The following is a 16,301-nucleotide window of genomic DNA, read 5'->3' as shown; positions in this document are numbered from 1 at the left end:
GAAGTCACATTAACCTCTTTCTGCCGCCGTTATGAAAACGCTCTCTTTATATCGTAACTGTAACGAAAATGTACTAGCTGTGGCTATAGTCTGAAATGCTCAAGATACTAGTTCCCCGCTACCATTTACAGGAATTCACTGCGATCCTTCACTTTCTATTTCTTCTTTTGATACAAATAAAAAAAACTCCTTCCCTTTAATAAAAAAAGGAAAAGAGCTTCTTTAAAAGATTAAGCCGTAATTCGGCTTGTCTTATTTGCAATATTTATCGAATGCGTCAATAAGATCGCCGGCAATCATATCAGCGGAACGGTCTTCAATCTGGTGACGTTGAATAAAGTGCACCAGTTGTCCGTCTTTGAACAGCGCGATAGACGGCGAAGAAGGCGGATACGGTGCCAGATATTCACGTGCCTTGGCAGTCGCTTCTTTCTCTTGGCCTGCAAAAACCGTATACAAATGGTCCGGCGTTGTTTCGTTCTGCAGAGCTTTGGCAACACCAGGACGGCATTGACCGGCTGCACAACCGCATACCGAGTTAATAACAAGCAGCAGCGTGCCTTTGGATTGCTCCAGCGCCTCGGTTACCTGTTCCGGTGTCAGCAGTTCTTTCACGCCGACTCTGGTCAGATCCTCACGCATTGGCTGTACCATGTCTCTCATATATGAGTCAAAAGACATCACCATAATTGGTTCACTCCCCTGTGATCAATGTCATGGACATTATTAGATTTCCATTTATATTATACAGCCGGGGGAGGCGAAAGCAAAGGGCAAACTCATTCATCGGTCCAATTAATGGAAATTGGAATCGTTTATCAGGCTCCTGTCCTAGGTAGCAGGAAAATTAGGACCGTTCAATTTCTTGTCATGAGTTCCGGTCGGATCGGCCTCTGACTTTCCGTTTTTATTTTCTTTTTCCTGAATATCCTGGGCTTTGGAATTGTTGCTGTCGTTGCGGGTCATGTACTCATCTCCCTTCCATTTTACTGCTAGTATGCGCCCTCCGGCCCGCCGTCATTCGGACTCTTCCATATGGCCCGGTCATCCCGCAGCTCTAAGTCTTTACTTGCATGGAATATAAAAAAAGAGCCTCCGGAGTCCGATCTCCGAAGGCCCAAGCATAATGGAATGTCGCGTTGAATTTCGTGCAAAAGGTGTGTGATGCTCAGGAGCAGGCCCGGCTATTCCTGCTCAGAATTGCCGGAGCTCCTTCCCCTTGAATTACTAAACTACTCGGACTTTTCAGTCCCGCCGATTTTGGCTTTCAGCTTCTGAAGCTGCTCGTCAACCTTGGCTTGTTTTGCAGAATCAGCCGGGTTGTAGCTGCTTGAAGAGGATACGCCGTAGCCGGAAGCCGGAACATAAGGCTTGCGGGAGATTTCGGCTTCAACTTCAAGCTGAATGATTTTCTCCTCGATGCGCTGGAAGCCTCTCGATGCGTTGCCGCTCTCGATTACACCGTTGTAGCTGACTTGCGCCATTTGCTTCTTCGCTTTAGCGAGTTGGGTGCGTGCCGCAAGTTCGTTGCGCTTGTTGCGCAGCTTGTAGTACTCGTCTTTCATCTGGTGCAGCTGATGAGTCAGTTCTTCCGCCTGTCCTTTGGAGGAAGTGTGAAGGTCTGTAAACTCGGCGATTTTCTCATCGTGGTACAGCTTCTCTTCCAGGGCATGACGGGCAGCTTCTTCCTGTCCATCCTTAAGTGCTGCAGCGGCTTTGCCTTCGCGGTCAGCGGACAAGCGCACGCTTTCTTCCAGACGCTGCTTCAGCTTACGCTCGTTGGCGATTTGCTTAGCAACGGTCACTTCAGCTTTGGCAATTTCCTCTTCCATGTCACGGATATATTGGTTGAGCATAACGACCGGATCTTCTACCTTGTCCAATACCTCATGAATCGACGCCTTCGTCATATCTTTAATTCTCGAAAAAACTCCCATGTTATACATCTCCTTTGAATTGGTTGTTAGATGGCTTCTGCTGCTTCTCAAGACGCTCCAGTTTACTGCGGAGCTCTTCAATTTCTTTCTTCATAGCCTTCTTCTCGATATCTTTCATCATTTCGTCAATGTTATCGGCTTTAGGTGCGGACGCTCCATACGAAGAACCTGCAGGAGGCTCCTGCTTGTAGTTCTTGAAATTCTTGTCGTTCCAGCCGCCGTTATTATAGTTCTGATTTCCGCCCTGAGCACCATAATTGCTGCCGCCATAGTTGCCGCCGTAGCCGCCATGCGGGTGACCGCCATAGGGGCCGCCGCCGTAAGGACCGCGCGGAGGATCGAATCCCGGCTCTTTAGGAACGATAAAGCTGGCAATGAAGTAAAGCAGAATCAGCGAACCGCTGGTGATGAAGACCGCAACGACTGTAAGCAGCCGCAGCAGGGTCGCATCCACATTCAGAACTTCCGCGAGTCCGCCGCAAAGCCCGGTTACTTTCTTGTCGGTACGCGAGCGGTATAGTTTTCTCATGAATTAGGACTCCTCCTGACTAATCTTGCGCCGAAGCGCTTCGAGCTCCTTCTCTAATGCCGGGTGACCATTCTCGGAATAGCCTCCGCGGGTTGAGCGGCGGACATCACGCAAAGCGTTCGTCTCCATCTCAATGTCGCTTACATGCTCTTCCATCCGGTAGAACATGCGGGGCGATGAGCCGTTATCGTGGCCCAGACGGGCGTGCATCCGCTGTTGTAAGCGGGCGGATTCGATACGGGCCAAATAATAGCCGCGCTTGTTAAGCACTTCCTGGAAGTCGGCTCGCATGATTTGGAGCTCTTCCTCAAGCTCTGCCGCGGATTGTCTGGCTTCTTCGTACAGCTTCTTATACTGATCACTGCGCTCTTCCGCCTGAAGCTTCTCGTGCAGGATAACCCTGGCCATCTGCTCTTCGCCTGCCTTAAGGGCCAGCGATGCCTGCTGTTCGCGCTTCTCCTTCGTTTCAAGAGCGGAGAGGTATTGATGTCTGAGCGAAGTAGCGTGTGCCGTGCACTGCTGGTGCAAGCGTTCGCTCTGCATGAGTTGCTCTCTTTTGGATGCAAGGTATTGATCGATCAGGCGGATAGGATCTTCACTTTCTTCCAACCGCTCGTTCAGTGTTGCAACGGTTATATCTCGGATTCTTTTTAAGATACTCATCTTATTACCACCTTCTTTTTAATCAGCATGTTAGGATAGTGGCTGGTTCGGCTTATGTGTTTGAAGTGCCTTTTAGCATCGATACGCCGAATGCGATCATGGCGACAGCGATTAGGATAATAAACAAGGTCGTCATTTTGCCCAGAAGAGCAAAGATACCGAAGAGGGCAATGACCCAGCCCAGCTTGCTTCCTCTCTTAATGCCCATATATCCGATGACAACCATCGCGATTGGGATCAAATAGCTCATGATCGGTCCGAGGTGAATGCCCAGCATATTGAGGATCATCCAAGCTCCGAAAACAATCAGTACGAGCGCGAGGCCCATATTAGGGTTTCGTTTCATCTTTTGTTTGTCACCGCCTTTCTTTGTTCGTTCTCTATGTCCTTATTCTAGACGACATCAGCAACTGCCAAAACGGACTCGCGGCGGTTTTTGATCCTGGACTTAAGTCGGGGAGGGCATCAGACCTTAGGGCAACACAGGCCTTAATTAAGGAAAAGCCGTCAAGATCTTGCCAGAACGGGACGATTACCTCCAATGACTATAAACCCGATTAACCATCAGCCTAGTAAACCGTATTCACCTCAGCCGGAACCGCTTAATGCTCTTCCTCTCATTGCACAAGGAAATGCTGAGAGCCGTTTTACTTCATACTAATGAATACGTATGAGAATGTCAGGCGTTCCAGCCCAGACCCAAACCTTAGCGGCACGCTGGTGATCTTGAGAAACTGTTCCCGCTCTGAACGGTCCTCTGCGGCCGGGTATTCTTTGAAATGAAAACGATCCGTGATATGATCGAAGAAAATTTGAGTTCAGGAGCTTGATATGACTTACGATGTGATAATAATAGGCGGCGGTTCTGCCGGATTAATGGCCGCAGTAGCTGCCAGTTCAGGCAGTGCCCGTGTCCTTCTGTTGGATAAAGGCGATAAGCTGGGACGCAAGCTGGGGATTTCCGGCGGCGGCAGATGTAATGTAACGAACAACAAAGAGCAGGATGAACTTATCCGCCATATTCCAGGCAACGGACGTTTTCTCCATAGTGCATTCTCTCATTTTAATAATCATGATATTATCGCTTTTTTTGAAGATCTCGGAATCGCGCTCAAAGAAGAAGACAACGGAAGAATGTTTCCCGTTACCGATAAAGCTAAGACCGTTGTAGAGACACTCGTCGGCCAGGTGCGTAAACAAGGCGTCCAGATCCGCACGAACAGTCCGGTAGACCGCGTTCTGTACCGGGATGGCTGCGTTGAAGGCGTGCGCCTTAAAACGGGCGAGCTCCTGCACAGCCGGTGCGTCATCGTGGCATCAGGCGGCAAATCCGTTCCACAGACGGGCTCTACCGGAGACGGCTATGCATGGGCAGAAGATGCCGGGCATACAATTACGGATCTATTTCCGACCGAAGTGCCGCTTACATCCAGCTCAGCTTTTATCCAAAGCAAGGAGCTTCAGGGGTTGTCCCTGCGTGAGGCTGCTATGACCGTATGGAATGCCAAGGGCAAGAAGCTGATTACCCACCGGGGAGACATGATTTTCACTCATTTCGGATTGTCCGGTCCGATTTCTCTGCGCTGCAGCCAGTTTGTCGTCAAAGAACTCGTGAAATCCCAGGCAGATAGTGTCCTGGTCACCATCGATCTGTTCCCCGACAAGAACACGGAAGAGATTTATGAAGAGACACTCGCTCTTACAAAAGCGGAATCCAAAAAAGCGATCAAAAACGTTCTTAAAAGCTACGTCTCTGAACGGATCATTCCTATCCTATTAAAAAAAGCCGGACTAAACGAAGCCATTACCCACGACAATATCCCCAAGCAGAACTGGATGGAGCTTTGTAAGCTGATCAAAGCTTTCCCTGTACGGGTAAACGGTACGCTTTCGATCGAAGAAGCTTTTGTAACGGGCGGCGGCGTTAATCTGAAGGAAATCGATCCAAAAACGATGGAATCCAAGCTGGCCGAAGGACTGTTCTTTTGCGGAGAAGTACTGGATATCCATGGATACACGGGCGGATATAACATTACCGCCGCTTTTGCAACCGGATATACAGCAGGCAAGCATGCGGCTATGTTCGCTGCCGGAACAGCAGCAGAGTCATAAGATCCTGTCTGGGCGGCGAGGCGTCCGCGCAGCAAGCTGCAATCAATCTGTGTCCAAAACAGCCTGCTACCGAAAGACTGACTAAAAATCCCGATTCCTAAGAGAATCGGGATTTTGGGTTGCCTGAAACGAGGCGCATACTATTGAGAATAACAATCCGTGCGGCTCCGGTATTCAGCATTAACGAGAAACGTCAGCCATCCAAGCGGCCGACGTTCTTTCACTTACAAGATAAATCTCATTTAAATATGGATACCGCCCTGAAATCCGTCATAGTCATCATCTGAAGGATCGAAGCCGGATTGAAGCTCCTCGCAGGACCCGGCCGAGTCCGGGTTTGTATTAGAACGGCCCCTGACGCCAGGCTCCTCCCGTATGTTCCCCTCCGCATCGCTCTCCGGATCAGCCACTAAATGTGCGGGAATACGAATGTGATCCAGATCGTAAGCGGAGTTGTACAACTGCGTCTCCTGATAATCTTCCGTTTCACTCACACGTAATTCTCCCCCGCTCGCTTGTGCAATCTGCAAAGCGGAGGACAAATCTTGACCCTCCACATGAATATGCAGCGTTGGCTTGGCCGTTCCCATACTTATGCCGGGGCTGTAGCCGAGCTCACATAACGTATCATAAGCAAGCCTTAGTGCCTGCTCCTGCGGAAATTCAAAGAAAATGGGTATATCACTCATTGAGATATCCTTTCACATAAGTTCAATCCGCAGCATTCTCTTCACCTGGCAAGAAACCGCGGTCGTATTTATTGTCCGCAGGAACCTGTCTTTTGATACCGGATGAACCGGATTCTAAGCGCTTCCCCAAATTTACTGTATATTCCAAAAATATGTGCGTCCAATGCTTCCCAAACAGGTTAAACATATTCTATAGTAGAAGTATCACAGGTGTTGTAAGGTACGTATCTCGATTCCGCGTGGTGAGGTGTCGTCTATGCACAATCCTACTGATATCGACAGCAACAAGAATGCCGCTATGTCGGCCTATCTGTTCTTCTGGCTGCCGCTCATGATTGCCCGGCAATCCCGGTTCGCCATGTATCACGCTAATCAGGGACTGGTTCTACTTCTGTGCGCCATCGGTTCGCATATCTTCCTGGCTGCGCTGCCGCCAGCCGCCGAACAGCTTCTTATGCCTTTTATTGATATTACAGCTATTGCGCTCATGGTTGTCGGAATCCGGAATGCGCACGACGGCAGAATGAAACCGCTTCCATTTATCGGGAAAATTATTTTGGTCAAGTAGCACCGACAGCAGGAGCTTTGCGTCACTCCTCTGAAAATAGGGCGGACTTTCGTATACGGAGAAGGTCTGTCCTGATTTTTTTACAAAATTTACAAAACAATTTCGTGTCATGAATTGACAAGCTGTGCGGGATGCGTGATAATATAGCAAAATATTGAGCCGGATGAGGCTTTGGAGGGCAACGAAATGAAACACGATCAGCATAAAATTCTCGATTGTACAATACGCGACGGAGGGCTCGTCAACAATTGGGATTTTAGCGTGCAATTTGTCCAGGATATGTATCGCGGTTTGAATGAAGCCGGCGTTGAATATATGGAGATCGGTTACAAAAATTCAGCCAAGCTGCTGAAAAGCGACAATGCCGGTCCATGGCGTTTTCTGAACGAAGACTTCCTGCGTGAAGTCATCACGACGAAAACGGATACGAAACTCTCCGCGCTCGTTGATATCGGCCGTGTGGATGAGAACGACATTCTTCCGCGTGAGCAAAGCCAACTGGATTTAATCCGTGTCGCTTCTTACATCAAAGATGTGGACAAAGGGCTGGAGCTGGTACAAAAGTTCAACAACATGGGTTATGAAACAACACTGAACATTATGGCGCTTTCCCATGTTATGGAGAACGAGCTTAATGAAGCATTCGAGCTTATTAACAGAAGCCCGGTCGACGTTGTGTACGTGGTCGATTCCTACGGCAGCATGAACCACAAAGATATCGATTATATGGTTAACAAATTCCAGCGTCTGCTTCCCGAGAAAAAACTCGGCCTGCATATGCATAACAACATGCAGCTCGCATTCTCCAATACAATCGTTGGGGCGGAGAAGGGTGTTGAATTCCTGGACACTTCCGTCTATGGAATGGGCCGTGCAGCAGGAAACTGTCCGACCGAGCTCATTGTCAGCTACCTCAAAAACCCGCGTTACGACGTGCGTCCTATTCTTGAGCTGATTGAGAACCATCTGATTCCAATGCGCGAGAAAGTCGAGTGGGGCTACATTATCCCTTACATGATTGCTGGTACCCTTAACGAGCATCCGCGTGTAGCCATGGCTCTTCGGAATACAGCAGAGAAAGATAAGTACGTTGATTTCTACGACAAGCTGACAACACCTGAAATCATTACGAATAATTAATCTTCTTAATAATGAATAGCACAAAAGGTCTCTTCCGTTAAGGAGGAGGCCTTTTCTTGTGGCAGCAGCGAAACGATATGTTGATATAAATAAAATCGAATGGTAATTTTAGGTTATTGCATATAAAATATGTTCATCTCCGGGTATGTTTTCTAAATCTATTTATAAATTTGCGGAAAACTTACTATCCCATTGCTCCTGGAGGACCCTATGAACCTTTATGTCTTGTTAACCGGACTGCTGCTTTTTCTATTCTGTGCATTAAATCTTGTAATCAATTACTTAGCGCGAAGAGATCGTGAAACCAAGCCTTCCTGGAAGACGAAAATTTGGGCCATACCTACTTTATCGCTGCTCATCTTGGGGCCGATAACAGGCTTTTCTTTTCTATATATGACATTCTTCCAAAGTCTTGAAAATACCAGCACCTTAATCCGTTTTAATGCTGCGGAGAACCTGTTCACCTTCTCTGTTTTTATTTTACTCAGCTTCTTGTTGTTTGAAACTTTTATTCACCCTCTTACCGTTGCCATAGCCCGCACCCTTCTCAAACGACCTCTTTCCTTTTTCAGCAAGCAGCTTATTACGATCGTTGCAGATTGGCTGCTTATTTATTTTTTTGCCTCCCTTATTCCCGGAGTGTATCTACAAGACTTTCTATCGGCTCTGACTATATCTGTAATTTTTCATATAATTGAATGGTTGCTAACCGGTTTTACGATACTGTATAAAAAGAACCGAAATAAAGACATTCACATGTAAAAAGTTCAAGTTCCTTATAATAGGAGCTTGAACTTTTTCTATATATTTGACCGAGAACTTGTCTGAAAATTACGATCTGCTTGCCTATCATAAATAGAAAATGATACTGATTGCAAGCTGGCGGAATTCTTCTACTTCTTCTTCAGCGACATTGAACCTGCGTTGATCTTAGCGAGCTCCTCTTCGCTGTAGCCCTCCAGTTTGTTCACAGCCTTCACTCCGGCCAGTTTGATGTTGTACTCCTTCTTGATATAAGCATGCAGCTTATTCATATCCTCAGCAGTCAGAGAAGCGAGTTCTTTCTCACTGCCGATCTGCCCGAGGATAATGCCGATCACCTCTCCTGCCAGAGAAGTATTGGGCTGGATGCGGGCACTGCCGTATGCGACAGCCGAGGCGCCTACATTTTTGCCTGCAACGATGACGTTGGAGTAGCCCTTGAGCAGGAAGGAACGGAGCGGCATACCGTATTTGTCAGGCTTGCCGGTGCTGTTCCCCCATGGGGAATGCTGGGTTCCCTGCAGGTCAATCGCGTAGCCCGCAATACTGACGTTATCGTCATGCATACGGCCGCTGAGTACATCGGTCGCCAGAAGGACGTATTCCGTCTCGTAACGGTCATAGTCGCGGATGTACAAATAGTCCGGGTACCCGTTCACTTCGGCTTTCTCCCAGCCCGGCAGTTTTTGCCTCAAATGCTGCACCACCAGGTCGCTTTCCTGCCTGCCCTGGTCTATGGCCTGCCTCACGCTCTCAGGATTAGCCGGGTCCACGTTAAACACAAGCAGGGCATTGATCAAAGCTTCTCCGTCCAGCATATTCACGACATTCAATCCTCTAAGGAACAAATTATCCCGGCTCGGCTTATAGGTGGCCCCTATATTTCCCAGTCCGTATGCAAACGTGCCATTCACATAGGTATTCCCGCCATAGACCGACTCCCTTTCTGCCTTACTCAAGCCTCCGACTTTTTTCTGAAAGACTTTCCAGTCCACTCCTCTGAATTTCAGCATGATGGACGAAGCCATATAGTCCCGGCCAGGGGAATTAAAAACGGTCTCCACACCCGGTATCCTTGCTGTGCCAAGCTTACTCGTAAGTGCTGTGAAATCCGTGTTCTCTACCCAGTATTTAGCGGTCTTTGTCTTGGTATCTCCGCTTGTGGTCTTGTATGTAACGGATTTAATGCTCCGGCTGCCTGACTCTGTACCGCTAGTCCGCTCTATGTCTGTAATCGTAATACCCGATTCTACCGGAATCCCTTCCGCCAAAGAGCTGTAATAAGCCTGGAACTGCTCAGGTTTACGGATCTTGCCGTCCTTGTACTGATCGAATAGTTCCTTAACCCTTCCTTGCAGCAATGATTTGCCTTTCTCATCGAAAGGTTCATCCAGATACTGCATCTCTCCTTGAATCAGCTGCCCGCCCTGCTTCTCTCTCGGGTCAAGAATGACCACCGATAATCCCTCGTCAGCAGCCGCACGGGCTAAATAGATGCCTTCTATCTCCGAACCGATAACAACCACATCGGGTTGATCCGGGTTTACGACAACGGCATGTTTGCTTTTCTCTTCACAGCCCGATAGAAGTCCCGCTGCTCCGATTCCGATCATTAACAAGAACACTACGAACGGATTATTACCTCTCATGACAACCTCCTCTTTCATAAAAAAATAAGGAATAAAATACCCCGTGCAAGTATACCAAATATCCCACATTTTGTATGGCATATGGGTGAATTCAAAAAAAAATTTGAAAGAGAATGACAGCCGTTTTAGTGCTGTTTATCACCGTGTTTTCGTCCTTTTCCTCGTTTTTTCTACCTAGGATCAGGACGTTAGAACGGTTGACAGACCACAATATCTTGATGTAAATTCATATTTACCATCTACATATTGAGTGGACAGGTTTCCCCGCCTACTAGGGAGGGGATTAAGAGGGAAGTCCGGTGCGAATCCGGCGCGGTCCCGCCACTGTCACAGGGAAACGGTTCGCCAGGCAAGCCACTGACATTAGATTTGTCGGGAAGGCGGCGGACCGTGATGAACCTGAAGCCAGGAGACCTGCCTGTCCGCCAGACACCGCTGAACCTACGGGAGATAGGGAGGTGTCCGGAGCTTTTGTTTCCTGCCTGCCGCAGGATGCCAGCTTCCTTCTAAAGCGCATGTACGCGAACTCCGCGCATGCTTGAGGCGCAAGATGTGCGGCTTTCGCGCATGAGCGCATGAGAAGGAAGCGCACGGCACCTTGCGGAAACCGCAGCCAGCCGTATGAGCCGGGGGGAGTACCCCCACCGCATACGGACGGCCGCAGCCGGGAAACGCAAGCCGCTTCTTGACGGAGCGGCTTCTATCCGGGCGCGCTGACCCTCCACTTACGGTCAGCGCGCCCGGTATTTTTGAGAGTGGAAAGGAAGAGAGTTCCATGCTGATTGTATACGACTCCCGCACAGGAAATGTGCAGCGATTCATCAACAAACTGAGCATGCAGGCCGTAAGGATTGAGGAAGACCTGTCGATCCAGGAACCGTTTGTTCTGGTTACATATACGACCGGATTCGGTCAAATTCCAGCAAGAGTGATGGATTTCCTGAAGCGTCACTCTTCCCTGCTGCGCGGGGTCGCCGCAAGCGGCAACCTGAATTGGGGACAATCTTTTGCCATGAGCGCAGACCGCATTTCATCTGCTTACGGCGTACCTGTACTTGCAAAATTCGAATTATCCGGCACGTCCGGTGACGTAGAACGATTCCACGAAGGGGTGCAGCATCTTGAGACATATTGAACTGAACAATGAACTGATGATACCGGGAATAGACGGATTTTATAGATTAGAAAAAGACCGTGAAGCTCTGGAGGCTTTTCTGGAAGAAATAGAAGGACAAACCGTGAAATTCGGCACCATTAAAGAGCGTTATGATTATTTGATCGGCGAGGATTTCTATGAGAACGTTTATGAACGTTATACGATCGAGCAAATCGAATCCATCCATAAGACAATAGCGGACAGCGGATTCCAGTTTCAATCTTATATGGCCGCTTCCAAATTCTATAAGGACTACGCCCTGCGGACCAACGATAAGAAGCAGGTGCTTGAGTCGTACGAGGACCGTGCGGCCATCGTAGCCCTCCATCTCGGCGAAGGCGACTTCGGCAAAGCAGGCCGCATCGCCAAAGCGATCATCGAGCAGCGCGTTCAGCCGGCAACGCCTACGTTCCTCAATGCGGGACGCAGCCGCCGTGGCGAGATGGTGTCCTGCTTCCTGCTGGAGATGGACGACTCCCTGAATTCCATTCAGTACGTCATCGGCACCTGCATGCAGCTGTCCAAAATCGGCGGCGGCGTTGCCGTCAACATGTCGAAGCTGCGCGGACGCGGCGAGCCTATCAAAGGCGTTGAGGGAGCCGCTAAGGGCATCATGCCGGTCATGAAGCTGCTGGAGGATGCTTTCTCCTACGCCGATCAAATGGGCCAGCGCAGAGGCTCCGGCGCCGTCTACTACTCCGTGTTCGGATGGGACGTCATCGAATTCCTCGACTGCAAGAAGATTAACGCGGACGAGAAATCCCGTATCCAGACGCTGTCGATCGGCCTGATCGTACCCCAGAAGTTCTACGAGCTGGCTGAACAGAACCAACCGCTTCATGTATTCGCGCCATTCTCCGTCTACAAGGAGTACGGCCGGCATCTCGACGATATGAACATCGATGAGATGTATGACGAGCTTCTCGCGAACCCGAAAGTGAAGAAGAAGATCGTCATGAGCGCGCGCGATATGCTGACCAAAATCGCCGTCATTCAGCTGGAATCCGGCTACCCTTACATCATGAACCGGTCGAATGCCAACCGCGGTCATGCTCTCAAAGACATCGGCAAGGTCAAAATGTCCAACCTGTGCACGGAGATTTTCCAGCTGCAGGAGACGACCGAAATCGGCGACTACGGTCAAGGCGATATTATCCGCCGGGATATTTCGTGCAACCTCGCTTCGCTTAACATCGTGAATGTAATGGAAACACGGACTATCCGTGATTCCGTTCACGCCGGCATCGAAGCGCTGACTTCCGTCAGCGACCACACGACCGTCGCCAACGCGCCGGGTGTTGTCAAAGCGAACAAGGAGCTGCATTCGGTCGGTCTTGGCGCCATGAATCTGCATGGCTACTTGTCCAAGAACAAGATTGCTTACGAGAGCGCAGACGCCAAGGAATTCGCTCGTGCTTTTTTCATGGCGATCAATTATTACTCTCTGGAGAAAAGCATGGAAATCGCCCGTGACCGCGGAATAACGTTCCACGATTTCGAGCGCTCCGAATATGCGAAGGGTACCTATTTCGCAAAATACGAAGAGACAGACTACCGTCCGGGGTCGGAGAAAGTGAAAGCTCTATTCAACGGCATGCCGCTGCCTTCTCCGGAGGACTGGAAGGCGCTCAAAGAGCAGGTCATGAAGCACGGCTTGTATCACGCTTACCGCCTGGCCATTGCGCCCACGCAGAGCATCTCGTACGTTCAGAATGCCACTTCCAGCGTGATGCCGATCGTAGATCAGATTGAGACCCGGACTTATGCGAACTCGACGACTTATTATCCGATGCCTTACTTGTCCAAGGATAATATGTTCTTTTATAAATCGGCTTACCGGATGGACCCGTTCAAAATTATCGACCTGATCGCCGAAATCCAGGAGCATGTCGATCAAGGAATTTCGACGGTCCTGCACGTGAACAGCGATATTTCGACGCGTGAACTGGCCCGCAATTACTTATACGCCGCTAAGAAAGGGCTCAAATCCCTCTATTACACACGCACAAAGCGCCTGTCGGTAGAGGAATGCCTGAGCTGCTCGGTATAAAAGGCTTGTCCTGCAATAAGTATCCGATACGATTAATTTCTGGCACAAAGAAACGCCCGTACGGGCGATAAACAAGAACAGCGCATAGCGGGATTTCGTTACACACGTATCCCGTTCCATGCGCTGCCTCTCTGTAGAGAACTAGAGAACTAGAGAAGTAGAGAAGCATCCATTGCCTGAAAGCTAAAGGAGAGAACCCGCGATGATGAAAGCAGTCAATTGGAACCGCCCGGATGATGATTACACTTGGTCGTTCTGGCAGCAGAATGTGATGCAGTTCTGGACGGAGGAGGAAATCCCGCTGTCCGACGATAAGATGGTCTGGATCGAGATGAGCCAGGCCGAGCAGGACGTCTACAAGAAGGTCTTGGGGGGCCTGACGCTGCTCGATACGCTACAAGGCGGCGTCGGCATGCCAAGGCTCGTCGAGCACATGGACGGGCTCCAGCGCAAAGCGGTGCTGTCCTTCATGGGCATGATGGAACAGATTCATGCCAAATCTTACAGCAGCATCTTCACGACGCTGGCGAGCAACGAAGAGATCGACGGCATTTTCCGCTGGGTAGAAGAGAATGGACGCCTGCAGCAGAAGGCGGATCTCATCAACCGTTACTACAACAGCATCAAGACCGAGAAGGATCTCTATCTGGCGATGACGGCTTCCGTCTATCTCGAAAGCTACCTGTTCTACAGCGGCTTCTTCTATCCGCTTTACTTGGCGGGACAAGGCAAGATGACCAACAGCGGAGAGATCATCGACCTCATCCTGCGCGACGAAAGCATCCACGGCCTGTACGTGGGTACGCTGGCGCAGGAAGTGTACGCCTCGCTGAGTGCCGAGGAGCAGCAGGAAGCGGCCGAGGAGCAAATCAAGCTGCTTCTGGAGCTCTACGAGATCGAGAAGGCCTATACCGAAGAGCTGTACACTGCGCTCGGCCTGCAGGATGATGTGCTGCGTTATGTGCGTTATAACGCTAACAAAGCATTGATGAACCTGGGCCGCGACCCGTACTTCCCGGAAGAGCCCGTTCATCCGATCGTGCTGAACGGCATCCGTACCCAGACGAAGCAGCATGATTTCTTCTCCAAGAAGGGCAACGGCTACGTCCGCGCCCTGAAGGTTGAGCCGCTGAGCGACGACGACTTCAAGTTCGACGGCGTGTAGGTTGTCGGCGCTATCTCGCACGAGAGTATAGATGACTTTACAATAGCAGGATAAGAAGCAGCCAGGAACCGATTCAGGTTCTGGCTGTTTTTTCGTATACGGATGCCATGGTACATGAACAGCCAGACCTGAACAAGCGTCTGGCTGTTTTTTATTCTCGTCATAAGCATGGGTCCGCTCTTATTCTATGCTCCGGAAAAGCTTAAACTCGCAATCTGTTCAAACCCTCTTAAATAGCTTTTTAAGGCGTTATAATAAAAATCACATCCCCCACCATTAAAGATGGGTTTTTATACATCCAAACAGCCGATCAAGGCACTTAAAATTCGTGTTTTATATCATCATTTATCATGTTATTATATTATAACGTCAAAAGTACGAAGGAGTTTTTTCATGGAAATCACACTGATCCTGCTGATAGTCGCGGCGGTGTCTATAGGTGCCTTAATGAAATCGGTTTTCGGCTTCGGGGAGGCCATCGTAAGTATGCCGTTGCTGGCACTTCTTCCGATCCCTCTACAGACTTCCGTTTCTTTGATAGGATTGGCCGGACTCACCGTAGCGTTGCTGACCGTATTCAGCGGATGGCGTCACATTGAACGCCCTGTCTTAATCCGGCTGGCGGTTTCAACCGTAATCGGAATCCCCGCCGGACTTGCTCTGCTTCATCTGGCTTCTGCAATTGTAATTACGACAGGACTCGGTATTTTTCTAATCGCATTCGGAGGCTATTCTTTGTTTAAAAAGAATCTCTCACGCGCCATACAGCGTCCGCTGCTTAACAATCCCGGCTGGGTACTTCCCTTTGGTTTTGCTTCAGGAGTGCTCGGCAGTGCTTACAATTTTAACGGTGTGCCCGTTGTGGTATATGGCACCTTGAGACGGTGGAATCCCGATCGCTTCCGCGGCACCTTGCAGGCTCATTTTCTGATATCCGGCGTTTTCGTTGTAGCAGGACATGCGCTCGGAGGATTATGGACATCTGACGCCTTCATTTATTACGCCTATTCTCTGCCGGCTATCCTCGCCGCTACCGCACTCGGTGTTTTTCTGAACAAACGAATTCCGGCCCACAATTTCGAAAAATATTTATTTGTGGTAATCATCCTGCTTGGAATGGTATTGGTGTTTCCCAAAAGTTAATGAACACAAAAAAGATGCCGCGGGCAGTTTCAGACTACTGTTGACCGGCATCTCGTTCTATTGAACAATCAGATTTCCCATTCTCTCATCCGAAGTTATATTTTGCTTTCCTGACCTTCGGGAAGAGTGTTTGTTCGGATCTTATTCGTCTTGTTGAATTCTTCTAGTGCTTGGAGTTCCTGTGGAAACGTATTTAAGTCAAATTCAAACTTTTTGTTTTTCAACTTCCCGTCTACTTCACTGAATTTCCCTTGATATAGACCGACCACAAAGTAATCGAAGTCATTCTTATCGGTACGGCTTCCCTTATTGCTCGTAAGAAATAAGAAGACTCGCTCTCCTTCTCGAAAAGTCGGAATTGCATCTTCTTCTTCAAATTTATAAATGACATCACCAAGCTCACCGCCCCGGACGCGAACCTCGACCTCTTGTTCCGGACTTCCTTTATATACCTTAGTCATTTTTATCTTGGTGTCTGTCGCAGGAAAGCCTTCAAAATCTTTCTGTACTTCTTTGGAGATGACCTTCCCTTCGGCGATGACATCCGCATCCAGAACCAATTCGTTCTTTTCATAAGAAGCGATATCCAGATTGGATGTGAGCACAGTCTTCTCAACAGCCTCTTGCCGGATGCTATAGCAAGCGCTCAGTGAAAACATTACGGTCATTAATGAAATAAATCGTACATACGACTTCATACGGTTCACCCTTTCCATGAAGTGGGACGCGTAAATCCGT

Annotated in this window: 17 protein-coding genes and 1 riboswitch; of the genes, 8 read left to right on the top strand and 9 right to left on the bottom strand. The window is 49.2% G+C overall.

Annotated features, from left to right (window positions below; genetic code table 11):
* Positions 1 to 252: 252 nt before the first annotated feature.
* The 6 genes from AR333_RS18890 to AR333_RS18870 all read right to left on the bottom strand — a co-directional run bounded on the left by AR333_RS18890 (position 253) and on the right by AR333_RS18870 (position 3,475).
* Positions 253 to 687 carry a BrxA/BrxB family bacilliredoxin gene (locus tag AR333_RS18890; RefSeq protein WP_068776919.1) on the bottom strand — a complete coding sequence of 145 codons (435 nt, stop codon included), beginning with the start codon at positions 685 to 687 and terminating at the stop codon, positions 253 to 255.
* Positions 688 to 831: 144 nt separating this feature from the next.
* Complete coding sequence (locus tag AR333_RS25640) at positions 832 to 966, bottom strand: hypothetical protein (protein ID WP_301336128.1); 135 nt, start codon at positions 964 to 966, stop codon at positions 832 to 834.
* Positions 967 to 1,232: 266 nt separating this feature from the next.
* Positions 1,233 to 1,937 carry a PspA/IM30 family protein gene (locus AR333_RS18885; protein WP_068776918.1) on the bottom strand — a complete coding sequence of 235 codons (705 nt, stop codon included), beginning with the start codon at positions 1,935 to 1,937 and terminating at the stop codon, positions 1,233 to 1,235.
* Position 1,938: 1 nt separating this feature from the next.
* The gene (locus AR333_RS18880; protein WP_068776917.1) at positions 1,939 to 2,466 is read right to left on the bottom strand and encodes a PspC domain-containing protein; all 528 of its coding nucleotides are present in this window, start codon (positions 2,464 to 2,466) and stop codon (positions 1,939 to 1,941) included.
* A gap of 3 nt (positions 2,467 to 2,469) precedes the next feature.
* On the bottom strand, positions 2,470 to 3,129 hold the full coding sequence (locus AR333_RS18875) for a PspA/IM30 family protein (RefSeq protein ID WP_068776916.1): 660 nt from the start codon (positions 3,127 to 3,129) through the stop codon (positions 2,470 to 2,472).
* Positions 3,130 to 3,181: 52 nt separating this feature from the next.
* Positions 3,182 to 3,475 (bottom strand): hypothetical protein, encoded by a 294-nt coding sequence (locus tag AR333_RS18870; RefSeq protein WP_068776915.1) that lies wholly within the window; start codon positions 3,473 to 3,475, stop codon positions 3,182 to 3,184.
* Positions 3,476 to 3,960: 485 nt separating this feature from the next.
* On the opposite strand from AR333_RS18870, the gene AR333_RS18865 reads away from it, so the two are divergent.
* Entirely contained in the window at positions 3,961 to 5,241 is a 1,281-nt protein-coding gene (locus tag AR333_RS18865; RefSeq protein WP_068776914.1) for an NAD(P)/FAD-dependent oxidoreductase, read from the top strand.
* A gap of 242 nt (positions 5,242 to 5,483) precedes the next feature.
* Here the strand turns inward: AR333_RS18865 and AR333_RS18860 are convergent, their stop codons facing one another.
* Positions 5,484 to 5,930, bottom strand: coding sequence for a hypothetical protein (locus tag AR333_RS18860; RefSeq protein ID WP_068776913.1), 447 nt, complete (start codon positions 5,928 to 5,930; stop codon positions 5,484 to 5,486).
* A gap of 256 nt (positions 5,931 to 6,186) precedes the next feature.
* Here AR333_RS18860 and AR333_RS18855 point away from each other — a divergent pair, with 256 nt between their 5' ends.
* The 3 genes from AR333_RS18855 to AR333_RS18845 all read left to right on the top strand — a co-directional run bounded on the left by AR333_RS18855 (position 6,187) and on the right by AR333_RS18845 (position 8,400).
* On the top strand, positions 6,187 to 6,498 hold the full coding sequence (locus AR333_RS18855) for a hypothetical protein (RefSeq protein ID WP_068776912.1): 312 nt from the start codon (positions 6,187 to 6,189) through the stop codon (positions 6,496 to 6,498).
* 186 nt (positions 6,499 to 6,684) lie between these two features.
* Positions 6,685 to 7,638 carry an aldolase catalytic domain-containing protein gene (locus tag AR333_RS18850; RefSeq protein ID WP_068776911.1) on the top strand — a complete coding sequence of 318 codons (954 nt, stop codon included), beginning with the start codon at positions 6,685 to 6,687 and terminating at the stop codon, positions 7,636 to 7,638.
* Positions 7,639 to 7,848: 210 nt separating this feature from the next.
* The gene (locus AR333_RS18845) at positions 7,849 to 8,400 is read left to right on the top strand and encodes a hypothetical protein (protein ID WP_068776910.1); all 552 of its coding nucleotides are present in this window, start codon (positions 7,849 to 7,851) and stop codon (positions 8,398 to 8,400) included.
* Between the two features lie 131 nt (positions 8,401 to 8,531).
* Here AR333_RS18845 and AR333_RS18840 read toward each other — a convergent pair whose 3' ends face one another.
* Positions 8,532 to 10,049, bottom strand: coding sequence for an FAD-dependent oxidoreductase (locus AR333_RS18840; RefSeq protein ID WP_068776909.1), 1,518 nt, complete (start codon positions 10,047 to 10,049; stop codon positions 8,532 to 8,534).
* A gap of 239 nt (positions 10,050 to 10,288) precedes the next feature.
* A riboswitch (cobalamin riboswitch) is annotated at positions 10,289 to 10,486 on the top strand.
* Positions 10,487 to 10,824: 338 nt separating this feature from the next.
* Here AR333_RS18840 and nrdI point away from each other — a divergent pair.
* From nrdI to AR333_RS18820, 4 genes are all read left to right on the top strand, one after another.
* Positions 10,825 to 11,184: a class Ib ribonucleoside-diphosphate reductase assembly flavoprotein NrdI gene (gene nrdI / locus AR333_RS18835; protein ID WP_068776908.1), complete on the top strand. Its 360-nt coding sequence runs from the start codon at positions 10,825 to 10,827 to the stop codon at positions 11,182 to 11,184.
* Positions 11,171 to 13,255 carry a class 1b ribonucleoside-diphosphate reductase subunit alpha gene (gene nrdE / locus AR333_RS18830; protein ID WP_068776907.1) on the top strand — a complete coding sequence of 695 codons (2,085 nt, stop codon included), beginning with the start codon at positions 11,171 to 11,173 and terminating at the stop codon, positions 13,253 to 13,255. The genes nrdI and nrdE overlap by 14 nt, the downstream gene beginning before the upstream one ends.
* 205 nt (positions 13,256 to 13,460) lie before the next feature.
* Complete coding sequence (gene nrdF / locus AR333_RS18825; RefSeq protein WP_068777000.1) at positions 13,461 to 14,420, top strand: class 1b ribonucleoside-diphosphate reductase subunit beta; 960 nt, start codon at positions 13,461 to 13,463, stop codon at positions 14,418 to 14,420.
* A 393-nt stretch (positions 14,421 to 14,813) separates the two neighbouring features.
* Entirely contained in the window at positions 14,814 to 15,563 is a 750-nt protein-coding gene (locus AR333_RS18820; protein WP_068776906.1) for a sulfite exporter TauE/SafE family protein, read from the top strand.
* A 95-nt stretch (positions 15,564 to 15,658) separates the two neighbouring features.
* On the opposite strand, the gene AR333_RS18815 is transcribed toward AR333_RS18820, so the two are convergent.
* A complete protein-coding gene (locus tag AR333_RS18815) occupies positions 15,659 to 16,261 on the bottom strand; it encodes a hypothetical protein (RefSeq protein ID WP_068776905.1) in 603 nt (200 codons plus the stop codon).
* Positions 16,262 to 16,301 lie beyond the last annotated feature (40 nt).

This window comes from Paenibacillus sp. FJAT-26967, assembly GCF_001541095.1.
In the GTDB taxonomy this organism is placed as follows: domain Bacteria; phylum Bacillota; class Bacilli; order Paenibacillales; family NBRC-103111; genus Paenibacillus_F.
The sequence above is the reverse complement of the archived record's forward strand: the minus strand, read 5'-3'. Positions and strand labels throughout refer to the sequence as shown.

Excerpts from the sequence above, each read along its gene's own strand:
- AR333_RS18890 (WP_068776919.1), bottom strand. The coding sequence starts at position 687 with ATGGTGATGTCTTTTGACTCATATATGAGAGACATGGTACAGCCAATG.
- AR333_RS25640 (WP_301336128.1), bottom strand. The coding sequence starts at position 966 with ATGACCCGCAACGACAGCAACAATTCCAAAGCCCAGGATATTCAGGAA.
- AR333_RS18885 (WP_068776918.1), bottom strand. The coding sequence starts at position 1,937 with ATGGGAGTTTTTTCGAGAATTAAAGATATGACGAAGGCGTCGATTCAT.
- AR333_RS18880 (WP_068776917.1), bottom strand. The coding sequence starts at position 2,466 with ATGAGAAAACTATACCGCTCGCGTACCGACAAGAAAGTAACCGGGCTT.
- AR333_RS18875 (WP_068776916.1), bottom strand. The coding sequence starts at position 3,129 with ATGAGTATCTTAAAAAGAATCCGAGATATAACCGTTGCAACACTGAAC.
- AR333_RS18870 (WP_068776915.1), bottom strand. The coding sequence starts at position 3,475 with ATGAAACGAAACCCTAATATGGGCCTCGCGCTCGTACTGATTGTTTTC.
- AR333_RS18865 (WP_068776914.1), top strand. The coding sequence starts at position 3,961 with ATGACTTACGATGTGATAATAATAGGCGGCGGTTCTGCCGGATTAATG.
- AR333_RS18860 (WP_068776913.1), bottom strand. The coding sequence starts at position 5,930 with ATGAGTGATATACCCATTTTCTTTGAATTTCCGCAGGAGCAGGCACTA.
- AR333_RS18855 (WP_068776912.1), top strand. The coding sequence starts at position 6,187 with ATGCACAATCCTACTGATATCGACAGCAACAAGAATGCCGCTATGTCG.
- AR333_RS18850 (WP_068776911.1), top strand. The coding sequence starts at position 6,685 with ATGAAACACGATCAGCATAAAATTCTCGATTGTACAATACGCGACGGA.
- AR333_RS18845 (WP_068776910.1), top strand. The coding sequence starts at position 7,849 with ATGAACCTTTATGTCTTGTTAACCGGACTGCTGCTTTTTCTATTCTGT.
- AR333_RS18840 (WP_068776909.1), bottom strand. The coding sequence starts at position 10,049 with ATGAGAGGTAATAATCCGTTCGTAGTGTTCTTGTTAATGATCGGAATC.
- nrdI (WP_068776908.1), top strand. The coding sequence starts at position 10,825 with ATGCTGATTGTATACGACTCCCGCACAGGAAATGTGCAGCGATTCATC.
- nrdF (WP_068777000.1), top strand. The coding sequence starts at position 13,461 with ATGAAAGCAGTCAATTGGAACCGCCCGGATGATGATTACACTTGGTCG.
- AR333_RS18820 (WP_068776906.1), top strand. The coding sequence starts at position 14,814 with ATGGAAATCACACTGATCCTGCTGATAGTCGCGGCGGTGTCTATAGGT.
- AR333_RS18815 (WP_068776905.1), bottom strand. The coding sequence starts at position 16,261 with ATGAAGTCGTATGTACGATTTATTTCATTAATGACCGTAATGTTTTCA.